This is a genomic window from Borreliella japonica (genome assembly GCF_900099615.1).
In the GTDB taxonomy this organism is placed as follows: domain Bacteria; phylum Spirochaetota; class Spirochaetia; order Borreliales; family Borreliaceae; genus Borreliella; species Borreliella japonica.
Genome location: NZ_FMTE01000005.1, coordinates 17,339 through 36,653 on the forward strand (window position 1 = coordinate 17,339; position 19,315 = coordinate 36,653).

The following is a 19,315-nucleotide window of genomic DNA, read 5'->3' on the forward strand; positions in this document are numbered from 1 at the left end:
TCAATGTTTTAGAGATTTTAATGGCGTGTCTTTATAAGAGATCCCAAATGTTTGTTCTTTGTAAATAAAAATGGACAGACATGTTCAGTTATTTAAAAATTGTATTTATAAATTGTTTATTTTAAGATACATGAAAAACAAATTGTGAGTGTACTCACAATTTGTTTTAAGTCTTTTATTCGAATATGAGTAAAAGTAAAACACCAAAATTCATAGTTTTATCGACTTGATTAATGGGTTTTAAGGAGTTTGATTTTAAATAGTAAACATTTTTACGATTTAAAATCTTAGGAGAATTAAAAAATGTTTATTGAAAAAATATTACAAAGCAATAAAGATCTGTTTAAAGACATTCAAAAGTCTGGATGTTATTTTTTGTCTTTGCACTATTGGATATTTATTCTGACAGGTTTTGATTTTAAGGCAAAAGACGTTAATTTAAATTATCAACGGTTTTTGGAATTAGGTTACATTAGAAATGATTGCTATATTTTAAATCCATGTAAGATTCTTGAGTGTTATAAAATATTTTCTAAGGTTAGATATGAAAATCCGCTTTATTTTCCTGTAGCTGGCAAAGAGTTTGAAATAACAGCGATTAAGCCAAAAGATCAGGCTTTTGTTCATTTTATTGCAATGGATAACAATAAAGTGCTTTATGACAGCCTTGATTTAAAATCTAAAGGAAAGAAATTTAAAATAGTATCAAAAAGAATATTTAATTATTTTGTTTGAAAATGTTAATGTGGTTTTTTATTAACATTTTTCGTAGCATTATTAATGCAAATGCATTGTAAAAATTATATTAGACTTATTAAGTCCAAACAACCTAAAACCGGTTTTAGGTTGTTTGGACTATTGTTTAAAGTTAGGTATAAAAAGTGCTTATGTAGAGGAACCATTGCTAGTATTATTTGCATTTTTTTTCTCAAGGTTATCAAGGGCGTCTTTATTTTTTTTATAAACCCTTTGAAATTTTTCTTTAATTGCTTTTACAATCTCAAGAACCCCTTCAGCTGTATTTGGAGGAGTTTTTTCAGCTGCCTTTGAGACCGTTCCCGTCATATTTTGTATTCCAATCTTTTCTAGTGATGCTGCGGTTTTAAGCATTAAGTCATTCATTGCTGAGAATTGGCTGCTATTTCCGCTCTCTTTAATGCTGGTAGCTTCCTCTTCTATTGCTTTTAGGAATTTTTCTGCTACAGTAATAGCTCTAATTTTTGCTTTAAATATGAATGGGTTTTCTGATACTTTACCGCCTGTCGCTTTATCTGTGTGAGATTCTAATTTTACGCCTTGTTCAGCAGCCTCTTTTGCAATTTGATCTATTTCATCTTGAATGTTTTGAGCTGATGATTCTAATTTAGCTTTCATTTCTCCTGTTAAGCCACATGCTATAAAGAGTTTAACAAGTAAAGTTAATTTAAGTAAATTTTTAAAATTTTTATTATATTTAGTCATACAGTATCCTTTTTCTTGAATTTAAATTTAAACAAAAGTATTAAATAAATATTAAATTGTAAAATTAAGACTCGCTAAAATTTTGTTTTTAACGCATTCTAATTACAATATTTTAAGATTTATTTCTTTTTTTTGATTTTATTGTTTTTTTTCTCCTCACCGTTAAGGTTTTGTTTTTTCTTAATCTTTTCTAGATTATTTTCTATTTGCACCTTAGTCTCAAGCAATCTTTCGACTGTGTTTATAGGATTTTTTTCAACTTCCGCTAAAACGGAGTCTTTTGCTTTTATTCCAATCTCTTCTAATGATTCTACGATTTCAAGCATTAAATCAAACATAGCCGAGAACTCACTACTGTTTCCATGTTCCTTAAGTTTTAAAGCTTCTTCTTCTATTGTCTTAAGAAACTTTCTTGTTGCTTCAATGGCTTGTACTTTTGCTTCTCTTAAGGCTAATCCTCCGTTTGTCACTTTAGAACCGGTTTCAGTGTTTGTAAAAGCTACAAAATTTACACCCTTTTCAGCGGCTTCCTTTCTTATTTGCGAAATTTTGTCTTTTACATCCTTGGAGGATGATTTAAGTGCCATCTTTATTTCTTCTGTTTTTTCCGTTAATTCAAAATTACAGGATGTCAACAGAGCAACAAACAAAGCTACGATTATTAAATTAAATTTTTTCATTTTATTACCTCCTTATTAAAATATTTAATATTAAATTTAAATTTTAGCCCATTTTATTGGAAATAAAATGAGCTAAAATGGCCAACAAAGTTAAAATAATTTTTGGATTTGTGCTAAAATTCGAAAATTATTTTAAAGTGTATCATTTTGAATTGTTTTTATTGGGGGCATAAATTTGTTTTATGCAAATTTAGCAATAACATTGTTTGGAGTTACAAGCTAGTTTTTGATTTTAAGATTCAATGCCAGTTTGATAAAATATTGTAAATTAATTATTTTCTAAATAAAATCAAAGATCTAAAAAAATTAGGTCTTAAAAAGAAAAGAGAAGCCATGCTCCCGCAATTTATTGGCTTCTCTTTTGACTACTTTGACTGTTGTTTAATTAAGGAGAAGGAGTAGCAGGTTTAGAGACGGCATCTTTTAAGCCTTTAAAAAATCGTCCTGTTTTTTGTGCTCCAGAGACTATTTTATTTTTTCCTTTAATTATTATGTCTAGTAAACTTTCATTAGATGTGTTGTTGCCAGCAGCTTCTATTAACTGTTTTAGTGCTTCATTTTGTTCGGTAGCAACGATTTCCTTGATTCTTGTTTCTTGTTCTTGGGTAAATCCCCTGTTGTCCATATTGCAGGATAACATTAGTGCTGGCAGCAAAATATATTTTATTTTAAACATTTCTTTCTCCTTTACCATTTATTTTTATTCTATTTAAAAAATATATCTCATTAATTTAATTATTCCTAATGAAAAACATTTAATTTTTCTTGAGTTTTTAAAAAAATTTAATTAAAATAAAATAATGATATTTAAAAATAGAAAAGAAGAATATATTTTTTTATTTAAAAAAGGTTTAAAAGATTTAGACATTGCTGAAATTTTGTGTGTTGACGAATCTTTTGTGGCAAAAGCTAGAAACAAATATTTTAAATCCAATGATTTTGTTTGTAAAAGTGATCCTTTTTCTAGTGACTCAGCAGTAAAGAGTATTTCTAGAGCATCTTTTAATGAGGATAATTTTAACAATTTAATACTACTTACTACAAAAAAGGCTTGTGAATTGGAAAATGCTAAAAACGAGACTGAAAGACTATTTTACGAGATAGTTTGTTCTTTTATTGATTCTCACAACAGATATAAAAATCTTAATTTGAAATCAATAAAAAAAGATGTATTAATCTTGGATTTAAAAATTAGCAAGCTTCAATGCGAGATTGATAGCAACAAAAAAAAAGGTTTCAAGGGTAATGAAAGTTTTGAAATAGAGCTTGCTGATAAGATCAAAAAGAGAGAAGATCTTGAAAAGGAGCTTATTAATATTTGCATGAGAGAGGATTATAATGCCCTTGTTAAACTTAAATCTATTTTAAATAGTAAGAATTTAAAATTGGGGTAAAATTTGAAATTCTTGAAATCCTTAACATTTCTTAATCTACAAAAAAAGTTTAAAAATAAGTTCAATATTAACATTTTGGATTATATTAAGCCAAAATCAACCAATATTTGTTTTAAAGATTTTGAAAACAAATATTTAACCAATAAACAAAAAGAAGTGCTTGTTGATATAGAAAGTCACGATTATTCAAAAGTAATATTTAGTGGTGGGATTGCAAGTGGTAAGACGTTTTTAGCTTCATATTTGCTTGTTAAAAAGTTAATTGAAAACAAGTCTTTTTATGAGAAAGATACTAATAATTTTATTATAGGCAATTCTATTGGTTTGTTAATGACGAATACTATAAAGCAAATAGAAAAGATTTGCGATTTGTTAAGAATTGATTATCAAAAAAAGAAAAGCGGTGAATCTTTTTGTAAAATAGCAGGGCTTGAGCTTAATATTTACGGGGGTAAAAACAGAGATGCTTTTTCTAAGATTAGAGGGGGCAATAGTGCAATAATTTATGTAAATGAAGCAACAGTAATTCACAAAGAAACTTTGCTTGAGGTGCTAAAAAGGCTTAGAAAGGGTAAAGCAATCATTATTTTTGATACAAATCCCGAAAGTCCAGCTCATTATTTTAAAACAGACTATATTGAGAATACAGATGTTTTTAAAACATATAATTTCACAACGTATGACAATCCTTTAAATTCAGCAGATTTTATTCAAACTCAAGAAAAGCTTTACAAACATTTTCCCGCTTATAAGGCCCGAGTGCTTTATGGGGAATGGATTTTAAATGAATCTGCACTATTTAATGAAATGATTTTCAATCAAGATTATGAATTTAAAAGTCCAATAATGTACATTGATCCTGCATTCTCGGTAGGAGGAGACAATACGGCTATTTGTGTTTTAGAGCGCACTTTTGAGAAGTTTTATGCATATATTTATCAAGACCAAAAACCAGTAAGTGATAGTCTAATGCTAGGCTCCATTCAAGTTTTAATAGAAAATTTCAATGTAAATACTGTTTATATTGAAGAGAGAGATAGCACCAAAGGAGATGGAATTTTAACCAAGACAATTCTTTTTCTGAGAAATAAGAGCATTTGCTATTTTAAAGTTGCTCCAATAAAGCCTTTGAGCAATAAATTTAAAAGAATTTGTGCTCTTATTCCTTTATTTGAAAGCCAAAAAATAGAATTTTTAAAAATAATAAGCAAAAATGTAATAACTGATATTTACAGCTACAAAGGAGACGGCAAAACAAAAGATGACGCACTTGATTCTCTTGCAAATGCTTATCTTCTTTTAACGCTAAGTTATAAAGAAAAACTATTTCATTTCGGCAAGTTTAAATATTTATGATTTGATTTAAATTGTAGTTATCAATTTTCCTTTTTGTTTAATAGATATTTAAAATTTTTTATTTCTTTTGCTGATTTTGGTTAAGGTTTGCCTTAACTTAAGGTTAAGTAAATAAATTTAAAGTAATTAAATTTATTATTTAAAAAATGCAACTGTTTTTAAATAATTTAAGGTTAAGATTTAATCTTTTAAAAGTTTTGAAAAATTGATTTTTAGTTTAATTGTTTGGGAAATTTTATTTATATGATTTATAATAGAGTTTCTATAAATTTTTAAAATTTTTATTTTAAGGCGTTGCTATGAGAAATAGATTTTTTTTTATGTATTTATTCTCAGCTTTGATTTTTCTGATTAGCTGTAGTGCATTTTCAGGTGCTAAAGACAGAGAAGTATCAAATTTGACAGATGAGCAAAGATTAAAGATTATAAACACTATTAAAAGCAAATTGGGTGGTGACTCTAAAAAAATAGCTAGGGTTGATAAATATTTCTATCGATTTAGTGATTCTAAAAGAGATGTTATTTTGCAATTATTTTCAATTGGATTTGAATACATAAACTCTAAAGAATCACAACCCACAGAATCAGAAAATAGAAAATCTGATTTAGATGCTTTAAAAAGCGATTTTGAATCTAAGCTAAAACAGCTTAATTACACAGCAGAGGATTTTGAGAAATTATCAGATGAATTTAATAAGTTTGTTGAATCTGACTAGTGAAACTTATTTAAGTTAACAAAATTTAAATAAATTTATTTTAAAAATGTGTTATTTAATATTTTTTTAATTTAAAAAGACCAATCAGGCATTTTTTTATCTATTCAAATGTATTTCAAGGAGAGAGAAATATGAGAATGGCTTTTTTTCTTTTTTTTTTAATATGGCTTTTTGGTTGTAGTTCTACTAATAGTCAACACAATAAAGATTTGTTATCCGGTAATAAAAAGAAAACCTCTGATTATAACAGAGAATATTATCAGAAGAACAGAGAAAAACTTAAATTAAGGGCTAGAGAGCGATATCGTAGAAACAGAAGGAATTAAATCAAACAAAAAGATCAAATATAAAGAATTAAACTTATTAAAAATTTTAAAGTAATTTTAATATTAAGCAATATATTTAAGTTGATTGGTGGATTTATGTAAAAGATTCATGTTTTTAGTTATTTAAATAGTTATTTAAATATTTTATGGTTTTGAAATAAATTGAATTTTAATTAGGAGAATATACATGAAGAGATATACTTATGTGTATATATTGGTAATAGTGGTAAGTTCTTGCTATTTAAATGATTTCTCTAGTATGAAAAAAGGCAATTTTAATAAATATGATTTAAATTTTACTGAATTCTCTTTAGCTGAAAGAGAGAGCGCTATTTTAAAAATTCAAAGAAAATTCAAAAGTCTTACCGATAGAATAAGCTCTAGAATCTCTAATTATAGTGAGATTAAAGTTAGTAATTTCTTTAGCGAATATAGTGAACAAAAAATTAATCTTTTAAACAAAATATTAGAGATTTTAAAAATACAGCATGGTTTAATGGAAAAAAGTAGCAATAGTTTGAGCAAGCTTAGCATGTTAAGCGGAGGCGGTCATGCTGTTTTTGATCCACAGCCAGAGTTACGACTTTTAAATCAAAAATATTCAGATATAGATGAAAAATTAAGAGAAATATGTAATTACATTCTAAGCAATAGCATTGATTTTAATAAGGTTTTAAAGGATTTAGCTTATTTAAAAGAAAGTTCTTTAGTGCTAATGCAAAAATAAGCTTCAAGTTTATCTTATAATTTTAAAACAGAAACAGTTTTAAGTTGAGCAAGCAAAAAAATAAACATTTATTAACTTATACGGTTATTAAAAAAAGTTTTTTGTAAATAGAGCCTAAAATTAATGACTCTATTTACAAAAATCATCTATTCGTCTAAAGGTTTTATTTCTGATAAAGCAAATCTTTCTGAATTGTTTGTGTTCCATCCCGTCCATTTATCATTTTTAAAAAGATAGTTTCCCGCAACATTGTATATTGGAATTACTGGGTGATCATTTTCAATAATTATTTCTTCAATCTTTTTAAATAATTCTAATCTTATTTTTTCGTCCGTTTCGATCTCAGATTTACTTATCAGTTCGTCAAGTTCAGGATTTGAATATCCATAAGATGCAAGATGTGAGTTTTTAGTTTCAAATATATCAAAGAATGCCATGGGATCTAAATAATCTCCTTGCCAGGACCTTATTGAGATCTCATATTGTCCTTTTAGAATGTTTGATATATGGCTATTTAGTGTTTCAGGCTCAATTTCTACATCAATATTTAAAACTTTTTTCCATTGGTTTTGAATAAAAATAGCAATTTCTTTTTCAAGTTCATTTTTAGTGTATCTTATTGTAAGAGTTGGAAATTTTTTCCCATCCGGATATCCAGCATCGGCTAAAAGTTTTTCTGCTTTTCGTGGGTTGTATAGTTTTAATTTTTTACCATAATTGTAATTATTAAAGTTGGGGCTTACTTTTCTTGTTGCTTTAAAGTTGTTATCAAGTGCTCTGTAGACCAATGTTTCTCTGTCGATTGCAAGAGACAATGCTTCTCTTACTTTTGCGTTGTTAAGAGGTTTTGCATTTGTGTTTAATGAAAAAAAACCAATTTCGTTAATGTCAGCTGAATAAAAGTCTTCTCTTAAGATAAGTTCATTAATAAGGCTTAACGGGATACTGTTAAAAACAGCATCTATTTCGTTGTGTTCATACATGTTATAAATTCTGCGGGTGTCGTTTATAGTAACAAATGTAATCTCGCTAATAGCAACGTTTTTAGCATCATAAAATTTTTTATTCTTTTCAAGAGATATTTCTTCGTTTAAGATTCTTCTTTTTAGTTTAAAAGGCCCGCTTGTAACCATATTTTCTGCACTTGTCCATTTATTTCCAAACTTTTTAACAATGTGAGTAGGAATAGGTATAAATATTGGGTTTGTAAGCATATCAAGAAAATATATTGTTGGTTTGGAAAGAGTTATTTCTAAGGTTTTCTCATTAATCACCTTTATTCCAACTTCATCTGCATTTGATTTTGTTGTGTGGAATTCTTTTGCATTTTTTATTTTTGATGTTAATAGGCTAATATTTGGTAGATCTTCAGTACTTTCTAGGGCCATTAAGTACGATTCTTTAATAGTATCTGCTGTTATTTTAACTCCGTCACTCCAATAAATGTCGTCTCTTAAATGGAATGTATAGCAAGTGTTGTCTAAAGAAATGTCCCAATTTTTAGCAAGTCCTGGTCTGTATCCACCTGTTTTAGGGTCACCCCTTAAAAGCCCTATAAATAGTTCATTTATAATTAAATTGTCCAATCTGTCGCTGCAAAACTGTGGATCAAGTGATGTTGGTTCGTTTCCAATTCCAACCCCAAAGAGAAGATCATCTTTTGCTTTAGAAATTGTGCACGAGATTGCAATTGCAATGAGTAGTGTTAAAAGTAATATTTTTTTTATTATCATATTCTTTATTCCTCTTCTTATTTCCAATAATTAATTTATTTTATAGCAAATTATATTGCATTTTATTTTTTTAAAATGCAATATACGATTTTGCTAAACGTCTTAAAAGGCTTGTTGAATATTTACTGTTAAGTTTAAAACTACAAACGAGGCCCTTAAAGCCTCATTTGTAGTTTTAAAGAAGTTTTCAATGAATTGTTGAATTAATTGTTGATTTATAACAATAAGCAAGTATATATCTCTCTTTGGTTTTTTCAAATAAATTTGAATCTTTATTTAGGTTTTATTTTTTTAAAGAATAAATAGCAAAATAAATACAATTAATTTTATTTTATGTCTTGAGAATGCCAGAAAATGAACTATAATTACGGCATATTTTATGGGAGGTTTTAATGAAAAGGATTCATATTTTATCGATACTATTATTAGTATTTTCTTGCAAACAATACAGTGGTGTTAAGTCACTCACAGAAGTTTATTCTGAGGATGATGAGCCTATTGTTGTTAGCGATAATCTAGCGGCTAAAGATCCGGTTGCTCAAGGACCTACTTTAACATCACAGGAGGCTGAAAAATTAGAGACTTTAAAAGTCTTTTTAAAAGACGCAATGTGTGCTAATGGTAGGGAAGAAAATTTAAAGGCCGAGTACGACAAATCCTACAAAGAATTTTTTGATTGGCTTTCTAAGGATGTTAACAAGCAAAAAGAGTTTGTAAATTCTTTTAATAATATTTGCGGTATTGTTGCTAAAGCAGTAGATGCAAGTAAAAAAAGATCTACTAATCAACAATCTTTAGATTTTAATGAATATGTTTGTTACAAAATTAAAAATAGCAAAGGTGAGGCTTTAAGTTTATTTTTCCAAAAGGTAGCTGATGCGTTTGGCACCGAAGAGTACAAAAATAAAGATGATCAGAGTAGTCAGAAGCCTGAGAAATGTAATGAAGAGATTTTTAAAGTAATTAAAAGAATATTTACTGAAAGCGAGAGTAACAATGAATTGAAAAATTTAAAAAGTTATGGCAATGCTTAAACATTTAAGATGTGCTTGTGTTGCAAGGCAGGTTCTAGTAAGAGCTTGTCTTTTTTATTTTTTAAGCGTCCTTTAAGTAATTTTGTAAAGATTATGTTTGTATAGGCTATGGACGATAATAACAACTCAAAGATCAATTTTCAAAATTTTAAATTCAATAATGTTGAATTTGCTGAAGAATTAGCAACTCAAGTTATCAAGTCTTCCTTAGCAATAGAGACTAATTTAAATAAAATTTTAAAGACAGTAAATTTGCAAGAGGCTTGTTTAAAGGCCCAGGAATCAAAAATGAAACTTGTTTCTACGATTAATCTAGCTAAAAAACTAAACAACCATTTACTCTTAGAATTTGATAAAATTCCTTTTGATTTTGATATTCCTGTAACATTTAGCATTGTCGATAAGATTTTAAAAGTGTTTTATTGGACAATAGTCAATTTTGATTCTCATACAGTAAATGAAATTGAATCAATAGGGTTAAAAGAGATTGATTTTTTATATGAAGAAGAAGGAATAAAATCAGCAGAAGGAGAGATTAGTAGCATTAAAAATTTCAAAGAAAGAGAATTTCTTTGCAAACTACTTTTGGTTATTAAATCTACATTTAAAGCAGACAAGGCCTTGATAAAAGCAATTAAGGCGTCTCTTTTAGCAACATCTTTGATTGCTCAACGAGGAATAAAAGGTAAGCAGATTTTGTTTTTATGTTTAGCTTATGTTAATTTGATTTTCGAATGTGTTTGAATATTTAAAAAGATAGAGAGCTAGCTCTCTACCTTTTTAATATTTATTGGGATTGGATAAAGTATTAATTTAACATGCTTTTTAATATTATTTTACAATATTAATCTATTAACAGTGCGTGCAAAAGTAAGTAGAATATTTTGTAAGTTTTACTTATATTCTTAAATTAATATTAGCATAAATATTATAAAACGTATTAGTTTTTTATAAAATTTTAAATGAATTTTAATATTTTAATTTTGTAAATATTAATTATTTGATAAAAATTATTAAATAATTAATATTTGAATAAAAAACAGTTTTTGATATAATAATATATAATGATATTTAAAAAAATGATTAATGAATTTAAAATGGAAATAAAAAACAAAGAATCTAAAATTAATCCTATTGATGTTTACAGATATTCAATTTTTTTTAGAAATTACATAGAAAGTACAGCTGAAGATGCATTAAAAAATGGAATTAATTTAAGCTTACTAGAAGCTTCTTGTTTAAAAGAAGGCAGAGAGTTTCTTTTGAATTTAAAAGTAGAATTAAAGGAAGCTCTTCTTGAAGCAATGATAAGCTATAGATTTAATGGAGCAGGTTATATTTTAGTAAAACCCAAAGGCGAGGATGAAGATTTAAGTAAAAAGGTTAACAGTGAATTGCCCATAGGTTTTAAATATTTGGATTTTAAAAAAATTATTAACAAAAGAGAGTCTGATTACATAGAGTATCTCTCAAGTTCAAAAGATTTAGATGGTGCTGTTGATAAAACAAGGGTTGTAAAAATAGATAAAAGTAGAGTCATAATTTATGAAAATTATGACCATGTTTTATGCTCACACGAGCCTGTTTATACACAAAGTTTACTTCTTAATATTTGTCTTTTAGAACAAATTTATTCAGAAATAGAAAAAAGAATAAGAAATTATAATTTTTTGTTTTACAAAGATGAACATTTAGTAGGACTTGTTGAATCCTTAGAACTTGCAAAAGAAGAAATTAGCGTTTTGGCAAATAATAAAGGCAAAATATTTTCTAACTTTTTTAAAGGTCAAGAGCCAAACAAAAGTTTCTCAGCATTAAGTAGTGCTTCTGATAAACTTAGCAGAGAGCTTGGCAAGATTAAAAGCACTCTAAGTAATGATGGAATTTTTTACACAGCATCAGAGAATGCTCACTTGGAGGTCATAAAATATGATCTTGAGTTTTTAAAAGACGCATTTGAACTTGTTAAAGCAAAAATTGGCGCTGATACCAAAGAGCCTTTAACTAGAAGTTTTAATGAGCAAGTCAAAGGACTTGGTAGCAACGGCAAGGGAGATAAAAGTAATTATTACGACTATTTAAAAGGCGTGCAAGAATCTGTTGCTAATGCGTGCAATCTTAAGCTTAACAAATATTACAGATTAAATATGAAATTTAATGAGCTTGAAGTTTTAAGCTATGAGCAAAGACTTGAGAGAGACAATTTACTTCTTGATGTTTATTTTAAGTATTTAGAGTTAATTAAAAATGAAAATCTAAGTCATGAGGCAAGAGAAAATTTAAAAGAACAATTAAGTTTAGTTATTTAAAAGGAGTAATTATGGAAAAAATGGCTTCTAGTTTGGATTACAAAAGTAAAAGCAACCAAGAAGATTTAAAGGATTTAAGTATAAGTAATGAAGCTTTAAGCAATGCTTTGATTCATGAGTTTTTAGAATATAAAAATCTTAAAAGCAATAATAATTCAATGGGTAGTTTTTCTCACAATGATCTAAGAGAATCTGTTGAAATAAATAAACTTGCAAATGATAATTTAAGTTTTGAGTATAATACAGAAAATCTTTTAGCAAAAGGGTATTCTTTAAAAGAGGTTGTAAAAGGCCAAGCTGAAGAGCTTATTAGAAAGTATGTACAATCAACTCAAATCTTAGCAATAGCTGGAACTAACAATCTTGACGAGATTGATTCGTCTTCTCGTTCAATACTAATAAGGGTTGCAAAGACTAATATTGATCAGAATAAGAATGCAGAAAATTCATACAAAATAATAAATTTTCAAAGAATAAAAGCAAATGAAGGAAATAATTTAAGAAACAAAAATGCATTTTTTAATACATTTCATGATTTAAGAAAAGCAATGCTTAATGAATGGGAAGAGCTTAAGAGTGAATTTTATTGTAATAAAAAAATATTAGCTTGAATTTTTGTAGTTTAAGCTTTTAATAAAAAATAAATTTAAAAAAGGAGATATTTATTAATGAGTGATTCAATTGATTTTAAAAAAGAGATAGAAAAACTAAAAGCATCAAAAGTAGAACTTGAGAGTCAGCTTGAAAGTTTAAAAAAAAATCAAGCTCAAAAAATTGTTTTAGACAAATTGCAAAGTGTTAATGTTGGTAGTTACCCTGTGTTTGAGAGCTTTAAATTTCAAGATGAGGGATTTTATTTTGCTCAAAAAGGTGGACTTAAAAGCTCTTCTGCTGATAAGTTTGAAAATTACCAAGCTTTAGATTTTTGCTACAAATGTGGGGTTAAGCTTATTGTTAATGGTTCACATTTGCAAATAGCAAGAGGCGGCGGCAGCGATCTTTATGGGGTTTGTGTCGACTTTGATGATTTTTCAAGAACCGGTACAGTTGTTCCAATGACATGCAGTTTTGAGTGTGTTTTAATTGCTAAGGACAAAACGATTAAAGCAGAAGATAAATTAATAATAAACCAAGAAGGGTTTTTAGAAAAAGCTTCTCAGAAAGCATCAGTTATTCACGCTTTAGCATTGGGATCTGCTGAAGAATTTAAAGACAGAAGAGGTGTTTATGGTGTTAGAGTTCTTTTTTTAGTCAAGCAAATAAAAGATGCAATTTAAAATAGGAGAATTTAAAATGGATGAGAGTATATTAAATAACGAAGAGTATGTAAACATAGTAAGGGATGTTTTATTAAAGGAGTCCCCAATTCCAGAATATTATCATTTTTTAGATTCACAGCAAATAGAGAGTAGCAATATTTCTCTTGGGAGCGATAGAATTATTAAGTGGTATTCTAATTTGACAGACATTCCTACATTAAAAGTTAATGATTTTAACACAGTTTCAACAATAAAGTTTCAAAGACAAATAGTAAAAATTAATTATTTGCCTTTTCAGTATGCATTTACGTACTACGCACCAGATGGAAAATTCAGTGTGGAGGCAAACACAAATATTAACATGAGAGAAGGACTGCTAGGAGCAATAATTGAGATACAAAAGTTAATGAGTGCTCATTATTTAAGGGGTGGACTTGCGCTTTCAAAAAACAATAAAAGAACTCTTCTTGTTGATGAGTCTAACAATGAAACTATGTATGGACTTTTGAATCTTCCAAACCAAATAGACAAAACAGTCAAGCAGACAAACATATTAGACCAAATAAAGTCCATAAATGATGATCTTGGAAAGATTAATTTAGAAGATGAGAGAAAAGTGCCTTTTAAAATACTTACAACTAGCAAAATCAAAGGCCGTTTACTAGAAAGACTACCAAACAATAATTATTCATACAAAGACATGCTTTTTGATTTTATAAGTGCAATTAATAATGATGCAAATATTGAGCTTGAGACTACAAATTTGTTAGACGATGAAATTTTAATATATCCAAGAAGCAGTAAACTACTTCTTTTAAGAGACGGTCACCAACCGATATTAAATTCATACACAGAAGTTTCAAGTAGTAATTTTAGAACAAGTTTTCTTGACTTTTCTATTGGAACAATTTTGGCAACAAAAAATTCAATCCTTAGAATAAAATTGAGCTAAAAAATGAATGAAAGCAAAATAGATACCAATCAGTCTTTAAGTTTAAAAACTTTGGGTGCTGAGAATCCAGAATCAGGTTTAAAAGAAGTATATGAGCGAGTGCTTGAGCTTTTAATGCTTGATTTTAAAGATCTGAGCATTAAAGAATTTTCTTTATATTTGAATTTACTTGAAAATATTTTAATTCTCAAAAGAATAAGAATTGAAAGTTTAAATAATTCTACAATGTTTGTTTTAATTTATTATTTTGTTGGTTGTGAGTTAAAAAAACGAAATAGATTGAAAGGTTTTAATTTAAATTGCATCAAGTCTGAAAAATTTAAAGAGATATCATTGGAATATTTTCCCACAGCTTTAAGTAGCAGCAGTTGTGGGGGTGATTTTTGTAAATGCTTGGATAGTTTAATAGAAGAGCTAAGAGTTAAAAAAGACTCTTTAATAGGGGTAGTTAAATGAAATCTTTAGAGATGATTAATACGGGTTTAAGTAATATCATAACAACATATTCTCAAGATCTTTTTTTCTGTAAATTTAGAACAATCAAAGATCCAATTAATGCATCTTATGAGGTTAGATTTAAAAGTTCTGATGCTGTTGGTTTTAAAGGAATGTTTTTGTTAATAAGTCCAGAAGAAGCAGTTGAGATTGAAGGTGTAAATATTTTTGATAAAAATAGTTACGCCAAGGTGTATACTCTTGAGAATTTTGAATTTGAATACGGAGATTTGGTTAAGGCTTGCGATGATTTTTATTCGATCTTGGGGGTTCAAAAGAACTACAAAGAGGGTCTAAATTACAGCATGTTAGTTTTAAGGAGTTCTTGTTGAGTATAAAAATTAGGTTTAAAGACATTTGTTCTTTTAATGAAAATAGTATTAATATTGGATCAGAAGAACTTGATAAAGAGATTACTTTCAAATTAGCAAAGGCTGCTTACAAGGATTTTTATTCTAATATTTTTTCAAACAAAGGAATAAAAATAGCTTTTAGAAAATCTATTCAAAAAGGACTTGTTGAGATAAAGGATCAGTTTAGAGTTTTTTGTAAAAATTATTTACTCAGCAGGCAAGTAAATCTTAAGACAAAAAGAGCTTTTAAGGTTGAAGAATTTAAAAGTTTAACTTTCAATACTGAAAAACTAAGTCTTTTAAAAGAAAAGGACAGTTCATGATTGTAGGACTAAATGAATCTTTACAGTTTTTAATAAAAATACTTACAAAATTTAAAAAATATTTAGATCTTAAAGAAATAGAATTAGAAATCTTAAACACTTACAACCACCCGTATTTGGAAAAGTTTACTACAAATGTTAGCAATTTAATTGTATTAAAAAGCGAGTCTTTCGAAGGGCTTACTCCTAGAAACTTAAGGGGTAGAAATTTTTGTAAAATATCTAATGAGTTTAGATTAAGGTTTTCGCTTTATTTTTTAAGTTTTACTTTATTAAAAGCCTACAGAAATTCTTATGAGAGCATGTGCAAAGTGTATGAACACTTTTTGGAATTTTTACATGAGAATAGATTTAGGTTTGAGTTTGTAAAAGAGCTTGAGAGTGGTTCTTGTTTGCTTTTGACTTATTATTTGTGTTCGATTAGTAATTTAAATAATGATGGGCTACTTGGTGTTTCGAATATGCAAAGCAATATGTGTTTTAGTTTTAATCAGATTTTTGTTGCAAATATACAAGTTGTAAAACAAGAAAGATAAATATTTAAAAAAAGAAATTAAAAAAGGAGGATAAATGCCAAAAGATACAATAAGCGTTAGTTTGGTTCAAAACAGACTAACTGCCAATAAAATTAATTATTACAATCCGCTTTTAATTTACAAAAGCAGTGTTTTAGCAAGTAAATACTTGGCATTAAGTGTTACAAATTTTGAAGAATTGCTTAAAAAACTTGAGATACAAAAGGTTCAAGAGGCTGATTCTTCTAAGAAAAAAATAGCAGAGGAGGAGTTAAAAGTTTTACAAAAATCAATCGGCGATTTTTTCGGACAAGATGGACTTAAGTCTGTTGATTTTTATGTTTACAATCAGATTAAAGAGATTAAAGATTTCTTAAAATCTAATTTGCATCCGTTTGTAGTTTTTGTAAATGAAGCAGGAGATTTTATTAGTAGTGATTTTGAAGTTATTAGAAAAGCTTGCAATTTTATTGTAATTTCTACTAAAGACGGCAACTTGCCAAATTTTTTAAAAAAGGACAAGGTTGAGCTTAGAAATGTTATTGCCGTTTACAGTGGCAATGAAAATTTGCATCTTAAGTTTGTAGCAATGTATTTGCATCAAGCAAGTATTTTTCATGCTGTTAATCCTTATGGGATGATTTTAAATTCTGCTCCTATTTATGATGATTCTTTGATTGATTCTCTTAGAAAATCCAATATTAATTTTTATTCTCTTTTAAATGAAACCGGAAATGATGGCATTTTGGCTTTCAAAGAAGGGGTTAGTCTCTCAGGCGATCTTATTGATGAGGTTTTTACGCTTTATTACATTAAAAATGAAGCAATCAAAGAGCTTATTAGGATCTGGAATAAAAACAATAGAGCTAACAGCAAGCTTGGTGCATTGAATTTGGATGGTAATTTGCCAAACGAATACACAGCAGGGCTTGAATGTTTTTTCCACGAACTTAAAGAGATGGGGCTTATTATCTTTTACAAAGAGATTAAGCTTAAGGTTAACTCTTCTCAAGGTCTTAGTTTAAGCTTAGAAGTTGCGCTTAAATATAATGACAGTTTTAATAGTGTTAATTTAGTGATCACTTCACAAGAGATAAATGAATATTTAAGGAGAGCATCATAATGAGAGAATATTATTCATTAGATTTAATATTTTTTAGTTTTAATGACAATTTAATAGACAGAGGTACTATTGAGTACAGTACAGAGCCTAATATAATGGCTAAGGCAAGCACAGAAGACAGAAATTTTCCAATTCCAAGCTTTAGAGATCCAAGAACTGTTGTACATATTTTTGATTTAGAAGTAAGCAAAGGATCTCTTGATTACAAACTTTTAACAAAGCTAAGCAATGAGCAATTTTACGAGAATGTACCAAAAGCTCAAAAGTTAAAAAGATTAGTGTTTAACGATCAAATGGGATTGAAAATTATTTCAAATAGTGCATTTTTTGCAGAAATCCCAACTAGAAAGTATTCATCTGATAATGATACGGTTAAGTTTACAATTCATGCAATCAATTGTGATGTTCAAAAAGCAAGTTGATTGGACAATAAAAATGTTTTAATTAAAGGATAAGAATTTAAAATGAGATATAAGCTAAAAATATTAACCAGAGCTAAAACACATACATACGTTTTAAAAGATATTCCCATGTATGAGTGGGACAGTGTCTTGGGATTTGATGTTGAAAGAGATGAGCTTATCAGCAAGCTTAACGATCTGCAAACATTAAAAGAAATAACCAAATTAATGATCTCAAGAGGGTTTTTAGATGAATTTTATGAAATCCTAAATAAAGAGAGAAGATATTCTGAGCTTTATAAGTATGCTCTTCCCACAATTCTTTTTTCAATTCAATATTCACTTTTTGAAACAATAGAAGGGTTTAAACAGCCCGGTTTGGTTTACATTGAAAGTTTTCAAGATAAAAATGGCGATTACGTTAAGTATGACTACATTGATCAGCGATGGAGTTATGATTTTTTAATTTCAAGTAGCAAGTCTTTAAGCTTAAATCAAGAAGATTTTTTAGAAACCAATCTTGATCCTTTATTGCAAGAAGGTGTTAATGAATAAGTCGATTACAACTAATTATTTTAAATACATAGACTATTTGACAAGAGAATCTAATAAGTATTATTTTCCTATTGTAATGGGCATTTGTACCTACAAAGATGTTAAAAAAATGAGCTACAAAGAGCTTTTAGAGGTTACCCGAGTAGCTAATTTAAAACTTAACAAGGAAATATACGAACAGTTTTTGTCCTTTAGCGGCATGCTTTAAAGGTTTTTATGTACGAAGAAAACAATAATGAAGATAAATTTACAATTACATTAGAAGGTGTGCTAGACAGAAATGCCACTAAGAGTAATTTAGAAAAAGAGCTTTTAAGTTTAAAAAAGGAAAATTTTTTCAATAAGATTAGCTTAAGTTCAAAAAGTAGTAAGGATTTTTTATTTTCAAGTCTTGAAAGACTAAAAAGTCTTGAAAGGCTTAAAAATGACAATCCGCAAAAATCAGTAGATTTTAAATCTTTAAATGGTTTTAAAAGTAATCCTTTTAAAGATTACTTTAGCCTTGATTCTCAGAAAAATAGTTCAAAGGGTGTTTTTAAGGATTTGGATTTAAAATACAAAAGCGGTTTTGCTTTTAAGTATTTGGATGCAAATAAGAACAATCTTGGCCCTTATTTAAGGCCAGAAGTAGATAAATTAGATTTAAATTTTAACAAGCAATATTCATATTTTAAAACTGAAAATATGAAGAATGCTTTTAAGCAAAATTTTATTCATAATTCTAAGGAAGATCAAACTAATGCAACTCTTAAAGATTTTAGATTAAATTCTGATCTTGATAAGATTCAACTTAGTTTTGCCAAGGATGATTTGCAAGGGCCATTATTAAAAGATGAAAATAATCAGAATATTTGGGAAAATTTAATATCTTTTAGAAATTTTTTAAAAGATTCAGTTTTGGTTGATTTTTTTAATATAAAAAATAGTTTTGATGATTTTAAATTGCCTTTAAAGGAATTAAAAGATTTAAAAGACAAAAAGATTTTCCAACTAAATCTTGAAAATTTTATTTGCAAAGATAGTCAAAGAGAAAGTGTAAATAAAACGCTAAAAGGGCAGAGATCTTTTGAAACAGAGTTTGAGAGAAATGATTTTTTAAGAAAACTTTATGTTTTTCAAAGTTCACAAAATTCAAATTTAAATGATCTTTCTTTTATGGTTGAGCTTGTGGAGAGATTGAAAAACGAAGGTTATGCAAAAAATGATTTGAAAGCTATTAGCCTAATAAGCGATTTTCTAAGTGGCCAGAATAATTTAGAAAAAGTTTTAAGCAACAAATCAACAATTTCTTTAAAGAATGAGTTAAAAGGTGAGCCTGAAGTTTTAAATAGCAATAAAATAATAAACAGTGTTTCTGATCTAAAATTAGATCCACTTTTGGAAAAAGCTTTAGAACTTTTAGAATGGGCTAAAAGTTATGATTTTAGTAGTAGCGTATTAGATCCTTTAAGAAATACTTTTTCAAATCTTGGCAATATTTTAGGACAAGCCTTTGAAAGCTTGCCTTTGGTTGAGTACATGACAAATCTGCTAAGAGATGGTGGTGGCAGATTAAATTTAAGAGAAATTGATGATGATTTTAGAATGCCTTAGTAAATAAAAG

Annotated in this window: 25 protein-coding genes; 21 read left to right on the plus strand and 4 right to left on the minus strand. The window is 27.8% G+C overall.

From position 1 onward, the window contains the following. Positions 1-303: 303 nt before the first annotated feature. The gene (locus BLO14_RS04385) at positions 304-735 is read left to right on the plus strand and encodes a DUF261 domain-containing protein (RefSeq protein ID WP_091973383.1); all 432 of its coding nucleotides are present in this window, start codon (positions 304-306) and stop codon (positions 733-735) included. A 150-nt stretch (positions 736-885) separates the two neighbouring features. On the opposite strand, the gene dbpA is transcribed toward BLO14_RS04385, so the two are convergent. From dbpA to BLO14_RS04400, 3 genes are all read right to left on the minus strand, one after another. Beyond that, positions 886-1,461 carry a decorin-binding protein DbpA gene (dbpA, locus tag BLO14_RS04390; RefSeq protein ID WP_091973386.1) on the minus strand — a complete coding sequence of 192 codons (576 nt, stop codon included), beginning with the start codon at positions 1,459-1,461 and terminating at the stop codon, positions 886-888. Between the two features lie 119 nt (positions 1,462-1,580). After that, on the minus strand, positions 1,581-2,141 hold the full coding sequence (gene dbpB / locus BLO14_RS04395; protein ID WP_091973389.1) for a decorin-binding protein DbpB: 561 nt from the start codon (positions 2,139-2,141) through the stop codon (positions 1,581-1,583). A gap of 385 nt (positions 2,142-2,526) precedes the next feature. Beyond that, a complete protein-coding gene (locus BLO14_RS04400; RefSeq protein WP_236736391.1) occupies positions 2,527-2,835 on the minus strand; it encodes a hypothetical protein in 309 nt (102 codons plus the stop codon). A gap of 106 nt (positions 2,836-2,941) precedes the next feature. On the opposite strand from BLO14_RS04400, the gene BLO14_RS04405 reads away from it, so the two are divergent. From BLO14_RS04405 to BLO14_RS04425, 5 genes are all read left to right on the plus strand, one after another. Next, entirely contained in the window at positions 2,942-3,535 is a 594-nt protein-coding gene (locus tag BLO14_RS04405; protein WP_091973394.1) for a hypothetical protein, read from the plus strand. 3 nt (positions 3,536-3,538) lie between these two features. Further along, positions 3,539-4,891, plus strand: coding sequence for a PBSX family phage terminase large subunit (locus BLO14_RS04410; RefSeq protein WP_091973396.1), 1,353 nt, complete (start codon positions 3,539-3,541; stop codon positions 4,889-4,891). A gap of 299 nt (positions 4,892-5,190) precedes the next feature. Continuing rightward, on the plus strand, positions 5,191-5,607 hold the full coding sequence (locus BLO14_RS04415) for a hypothetical protein (protein WP_091973398.1): 417 nt from the start codon (positions 5,191-5,193) through the stop codon (positions 5,605-5,607). 131 nt (positions 5,608-5,738) lie between these two features. Next, positions 5,739-5,933 (plus strand): hypothetical protein, encoded by a 195-nt coding sequence (locus tag BLO14_RS04420; RefSeq protein ID WP_091973400.1) that lies wholly within the window; start codon positions 5,739-5,741, stop codon positions 5,931-5,933. 187 nt (positions 5,934-6,120) lie between these two features. After that, entirely contained in the window at positions 6,121-6,660 is a 540-nt protein-coding gene (locus BLO14_RS04425) for a hypothetical protein (RefSeq protein WP_091973402.1), read from the plus strand. Positions 6,661-6,806: 146 nt separating this feature from the next. On the opposite strand, the gene BLO14_RS04430 is transcribed toward BLO14_RS04425, so the two are convergent. Continuing rightward, on the minus strand, positions 6,807-8,393 hold the full coding sequence (locus tag BLO14_RS04430) for a peptide ABC transporter substrate-binding protein (RefSeq protein WP_091973404.1): 1,587 nt from the start codon (positions 8,391-8,393) through the stop codon (positions 6,807-6,809). 392 nt (positions 8,394-8,785) lie between these two features. On the opposite strand from BLO14_RS04430, the gene BLO14_RS04435 reads away from it, so the two are divergent. The 15 genes from BLO14_RS04435 to BLO14_RS04505 all read left to right on the plus strand — a co-directional run bounded on the left by BLO14_RS04435 (position 8,786) and on the right by BLO14_RS04505 (position 19,305). Then, positions 8,786-9,427, plus strand: a complete 642-nt coding sequence (locus tag BLO14_RS04435; protein ID WP_091973406.1) for a hypothetical protein — start codon at positions 8,786-8,788, stop codon at positions 9,425-9,427. Positions 9,428-9,535: 108 nt separating this feature from the next. Beyond that, on the plus strand, positions 9,536-10,171 hold the full coding sequence (locus BLO14_RS04440) for a hypothetical protein (protein WP_091973408.1): 636 nt from the start codon (positions 9,536-9,538) through the stop codon (positions 10,169-10,171). Between the two features lie 335 nt (positions 10,172-10,506). Next, on the plus strand, positions 10,507-11,736 hold the full coding sequence (locus BLO14_RS04445) for an anti-CBASS protein Acb1 family protein (RefSeq protein ID WP_091973410.1): 1,230 nt from the start codon (positions 10,507-10,509) through the stop codon (positions 11,734-11,736). 11 nt (positions 11,737-11,747) lie between these two features. Further along, positions 11,748-12,347 (plus strand): DUF1357 family protein, encoded by a 600-nt coding sequence (locus BLO14_RS04450; RefSeq protein ID WP_091973413.1) that lies wholly within the window; start codon positions 11,748-11,750, stop codon positions 12,345-12,347. Between the two features lie 57 nt (positions 12,348-12,404). Further along, the gene (locus tag BLO14_RS04455) at positions 12,405-13,013 is read left to right on the plus strand and encodes a DUF228 domain-containing protein (protein WP_091973416.1); all 609 of its coding nucleotides are present in this window, start codon (positions 12,405-12,407) and stop codon (positions 13,011-13,013) included. 16 nt (positions 13,014-13,029) lie between these two features. Next, entirely contained in the window at positions 13,030-13,947 is a 918-nt protein-coding gene (locus BLO14_RS04460; protein WP_091973492.1) for a hypothetical protein, read from the plus strand. Positions 13,948-13,950: 3 nt separating this feature from the next. Continuing rightward, complete coding sequence (locus BLO14_RS04465; RefSeq protein ID WP_091973419.1) at positions 13,951-14,403, plus strand: DUF3890 domain-containing protein; 453 nt, start codon at positions 13,951-13,953, stop codon at positions 14,401-14,403. Beyond that, a complete protein-coding gene (locus BLO14_RS04470) occupies positions 14,400-14,774 on the plus strand; it encodes a hypothetical protein (RefSeq protein WP_091973422.1) in 375 nt (124 codons plus the stop codon). Before BLO14_RS04465 ends, BLO14_RS04470 begins: the two co-directional genes overlap by 4 nt. Continuing rightward, on the plus strand, positions 14,771-15,118 hold the full coding sequence (locus BLO14_RS04475) for a hypothetical protein (protein ID WP_091973425.1): 348 nt from the start codon (positions 14,771-14,773) through the stop codon (positions 15,116-15,118). The genes BLO14_RS04470 and BLO14_RS04475 overlap by 4 nt, the downstream gene beginning before the upstream one ends. Next, a complete protein-coding gene (locus tag BLO14_RS04480) occupies positions 15,115-15,654 on the plus strand; it encodes a DUF764 family protein (RefSeq protein WP_091973428.1) in 540 nt (179 codons plus the stop codon). Before BLO14_RS04475 ends, BLO14_RS04480 begins: the two co-directional genes overlap by 4 nt. 34 nt (positions 15,655-15,688) lie before the next feature. Further along, the gene (locus BLO14_RS04485; protein WP_091973431.1) at positions 15,689-16,756 is read left to right on the plus strand and encodes a DUF787 family protein; all 1,068 of its coding nucleotides are present in this window, start codon (positions 15,689-15,691) and stop codon (positions 16,754-16,756) included. Further along, positions 16,756-17,178 carry a DUF1463 family protein gene (locus tag BLO14_RS04490; protein WP_091973434.1) on the plus strand — a complete coding sequence of 141 codons (423 nt, stop codon included), beginning with the start codon at positions 16,756-16,758 and terminating at the stop codon, positions 17,176-17,178. The genes BLO14_RS04485 and BLO14_RS04490 overlap by 1 nt, the downstream gene beginning before the upstream one ends. A gap of 42 nt (positions 17,179-17,220) precedes the next feature. Beyond that, positions 17,221-17,712: a DUF1473 family protein gene (locus BLO14_RS04495; RefSeq protein ID WP_091973437.1), complete on the plus strand. Its 492-nt coding sequence runs from the start codon at positions 17,221-17,223 to the stop codon at positions 17,710-17,712. Next, positions 17,705-17,920, plus strand: a complete 216-nt coding sequence (locus BLO14_RS04500; protein WP_091973440.1) for a DUF1322 family protein — start codon at positions 17,705-17,707, stop codon at positions 17,918-17,920. The genes BLO14_RS04495 and BLO14_RS04500 overlap by 8 nt, the downstream gene beginning before the upstream one ends. Before the next feature lie 8 nt (positions 17,921-17,928). Then, positions 17,929-19,305: a hypothetical protein gene (locus BLO14_RS04505; protein ID WP_091973443.1), complete on the plus strand. Its 1,377-nt coding sequence runs from the start codon at positions 17,929-17,931 to the stop codon at positions 19,303-19,305. Positions 19,306-19,315: the final 10 nt, after the last annotated feature.

Bases quoted from the DNA above. Each gene is read 5' to 3' on its own strand.
- BLO14_RS04490 (WP_091973434.1), top strand. From the start codon at position 16,756: ATGAGAGAATATTATTCATTAGATTTAATATTTTTTAGTTTTAATGAC.
- BLO14_RS04400 (WP_236736391.1), bottom strand. From the start codon at position 2,835: ATGGTAAAGGAGAAAGAAATGTTTAAAATAAAATATATTTTGCTGCCA.
- BLO14_RS04465 (WP_091973419.1), top strand. From the start codon at position 13,951: ATGAATGAAAGCAAAATAGATACCAATCAGTCTTTAAGTTTAAAAACT.
- BLO14_RS04450 (WP_091973413.1), top strand. From the start codon at position 11,748: ATGGAAAAAATGGCTTCTAGTTTGGATTACAAAAGTAAAAGCAACCAA.
- dbpA (WP_091973386.1), bottom strand. From the start codon at position 1,461: ATGACTAAATATAATAAAAATTTTAAAAATTTACTTAAATTAACTTTA.
- BLO14_RS04500 (WP_091973440.1), top strand. From the start codon at position 17,705: ATGAATAAGTCGATTACAACTAATTATTTTAAATACATAGACTATTTG.
- BLO14_RS04470 (WP_091973422.1), top strand. From the start codon at position 14,400: ATGAAATCTTTAGAGATGATTAATACGGGTTTAAGTAATATCATAACA.
- BLO14_RS04415 (WP_091973398.1), top strand. From the start codon at position 5,191: ATGAGAAATAGATTTTTTTTTATGTATTTATTCTCAGCTTTGATTTTT.
- BLO14_RS04495 (WP_091973437.1), top strand. From the start codon at position 17,221: ATGAGATATAAGCTAAAAATATTAACCAGAGCTAAAACACATACATAC.
- BLO14_RS04445 (WP_091973410.1), top strand. From the start codon at position 10,507: ATGATTAATGAATTTAAAATGGAAATAAAAAACAAAGAATCTAAAATT.
- BLO14_RS04385 (WP_091973383.1), top strand. From the start codon at position 304: ATGTTTATTGAAAAAATATTACAAAGCAATAAAGATCTGTTTAAAGAC.
- BLO14_RS04485 (WP_091973431.1), top strand. From the start codon at position 15,689: ATGCCAAAAGATACAATAAGCGTTAGTTTGGTTCAAAACAGACTAACT.
- BLO14_RS04435 (WP_091973406.1), top strand. From the start codon at position 8,786: ATGAAAAGGATTCATATTTTATCGATACTATTATTAGTATTTTCTTGC.
- BLO14_RS04425 (WP_091973402.1), top strand. From the start codon at position 6,121: ATGAAGAGATATACTTATGTGTATATATTGGTAATAGTGGTAAGTTCT.
- BLO14_RS04405 (WP_091973394.1), top strand. From the start codon at position 2,942: ATGATATTTAAAAATAGAAAAGAAGAATATATTTTTTTATTTAAAAAA.
- BLO14_RS04430 (WP_091973404.1), bottom strand. From the start codon at position 8,393: ATGATAATAAAAAAAATATTACTTTTAACACTACTCATTGCAATTGCA.
- BLO14_RS04480 (WP_091973428.1), top strand. From the start codon at position 15,115: ATGATTGTAGGACTAAATGAATCTTTACAGTTTTTAATAAAAATACTT.
- BLO14_RS04460 (WP_091973492.1), top strand. From the start codon at position 13,030: ATGGATGAGAGTATATTAAATAACGAAGAGTATGTAAACATAGTAAGG.
- BLO14_RS04420 (WP_091973400.1), top strand. From the start codon at position 5,739: ATGAGAATGGCTTTTTTTCTTTTTTTTTTAATATGGCTTTTTGGTTGT.
- BLO14_RS04455 (WP_091973416.1), top strand. From the start codon at position 12,405: ATGAGTGATTCAATTGATTTTAAAAAAGAGATAGAAAAACTAAAAGCA.
- BLO14_RS04505 (WP_091973443.1), top strand. From the start codon at position 17,929: ATGTACGAAGAAAACAATAATGAAGATAAATTTACAATTACATTAGAA.
- BLO14_RS04440 (WP_091973408.1), top strand. From the start codon at position 9,536: ATGGACGATAATAACAACTCAAAGATCAATTTTCAAAATTTTAAATTC.
- dbpB (WP_091973389.1), bottom strand. From the start codon at position 2,141: ATGAAAAAATTTAATTTAATAATCGTAGCTTTGTTTGTTGCTCTGTTG.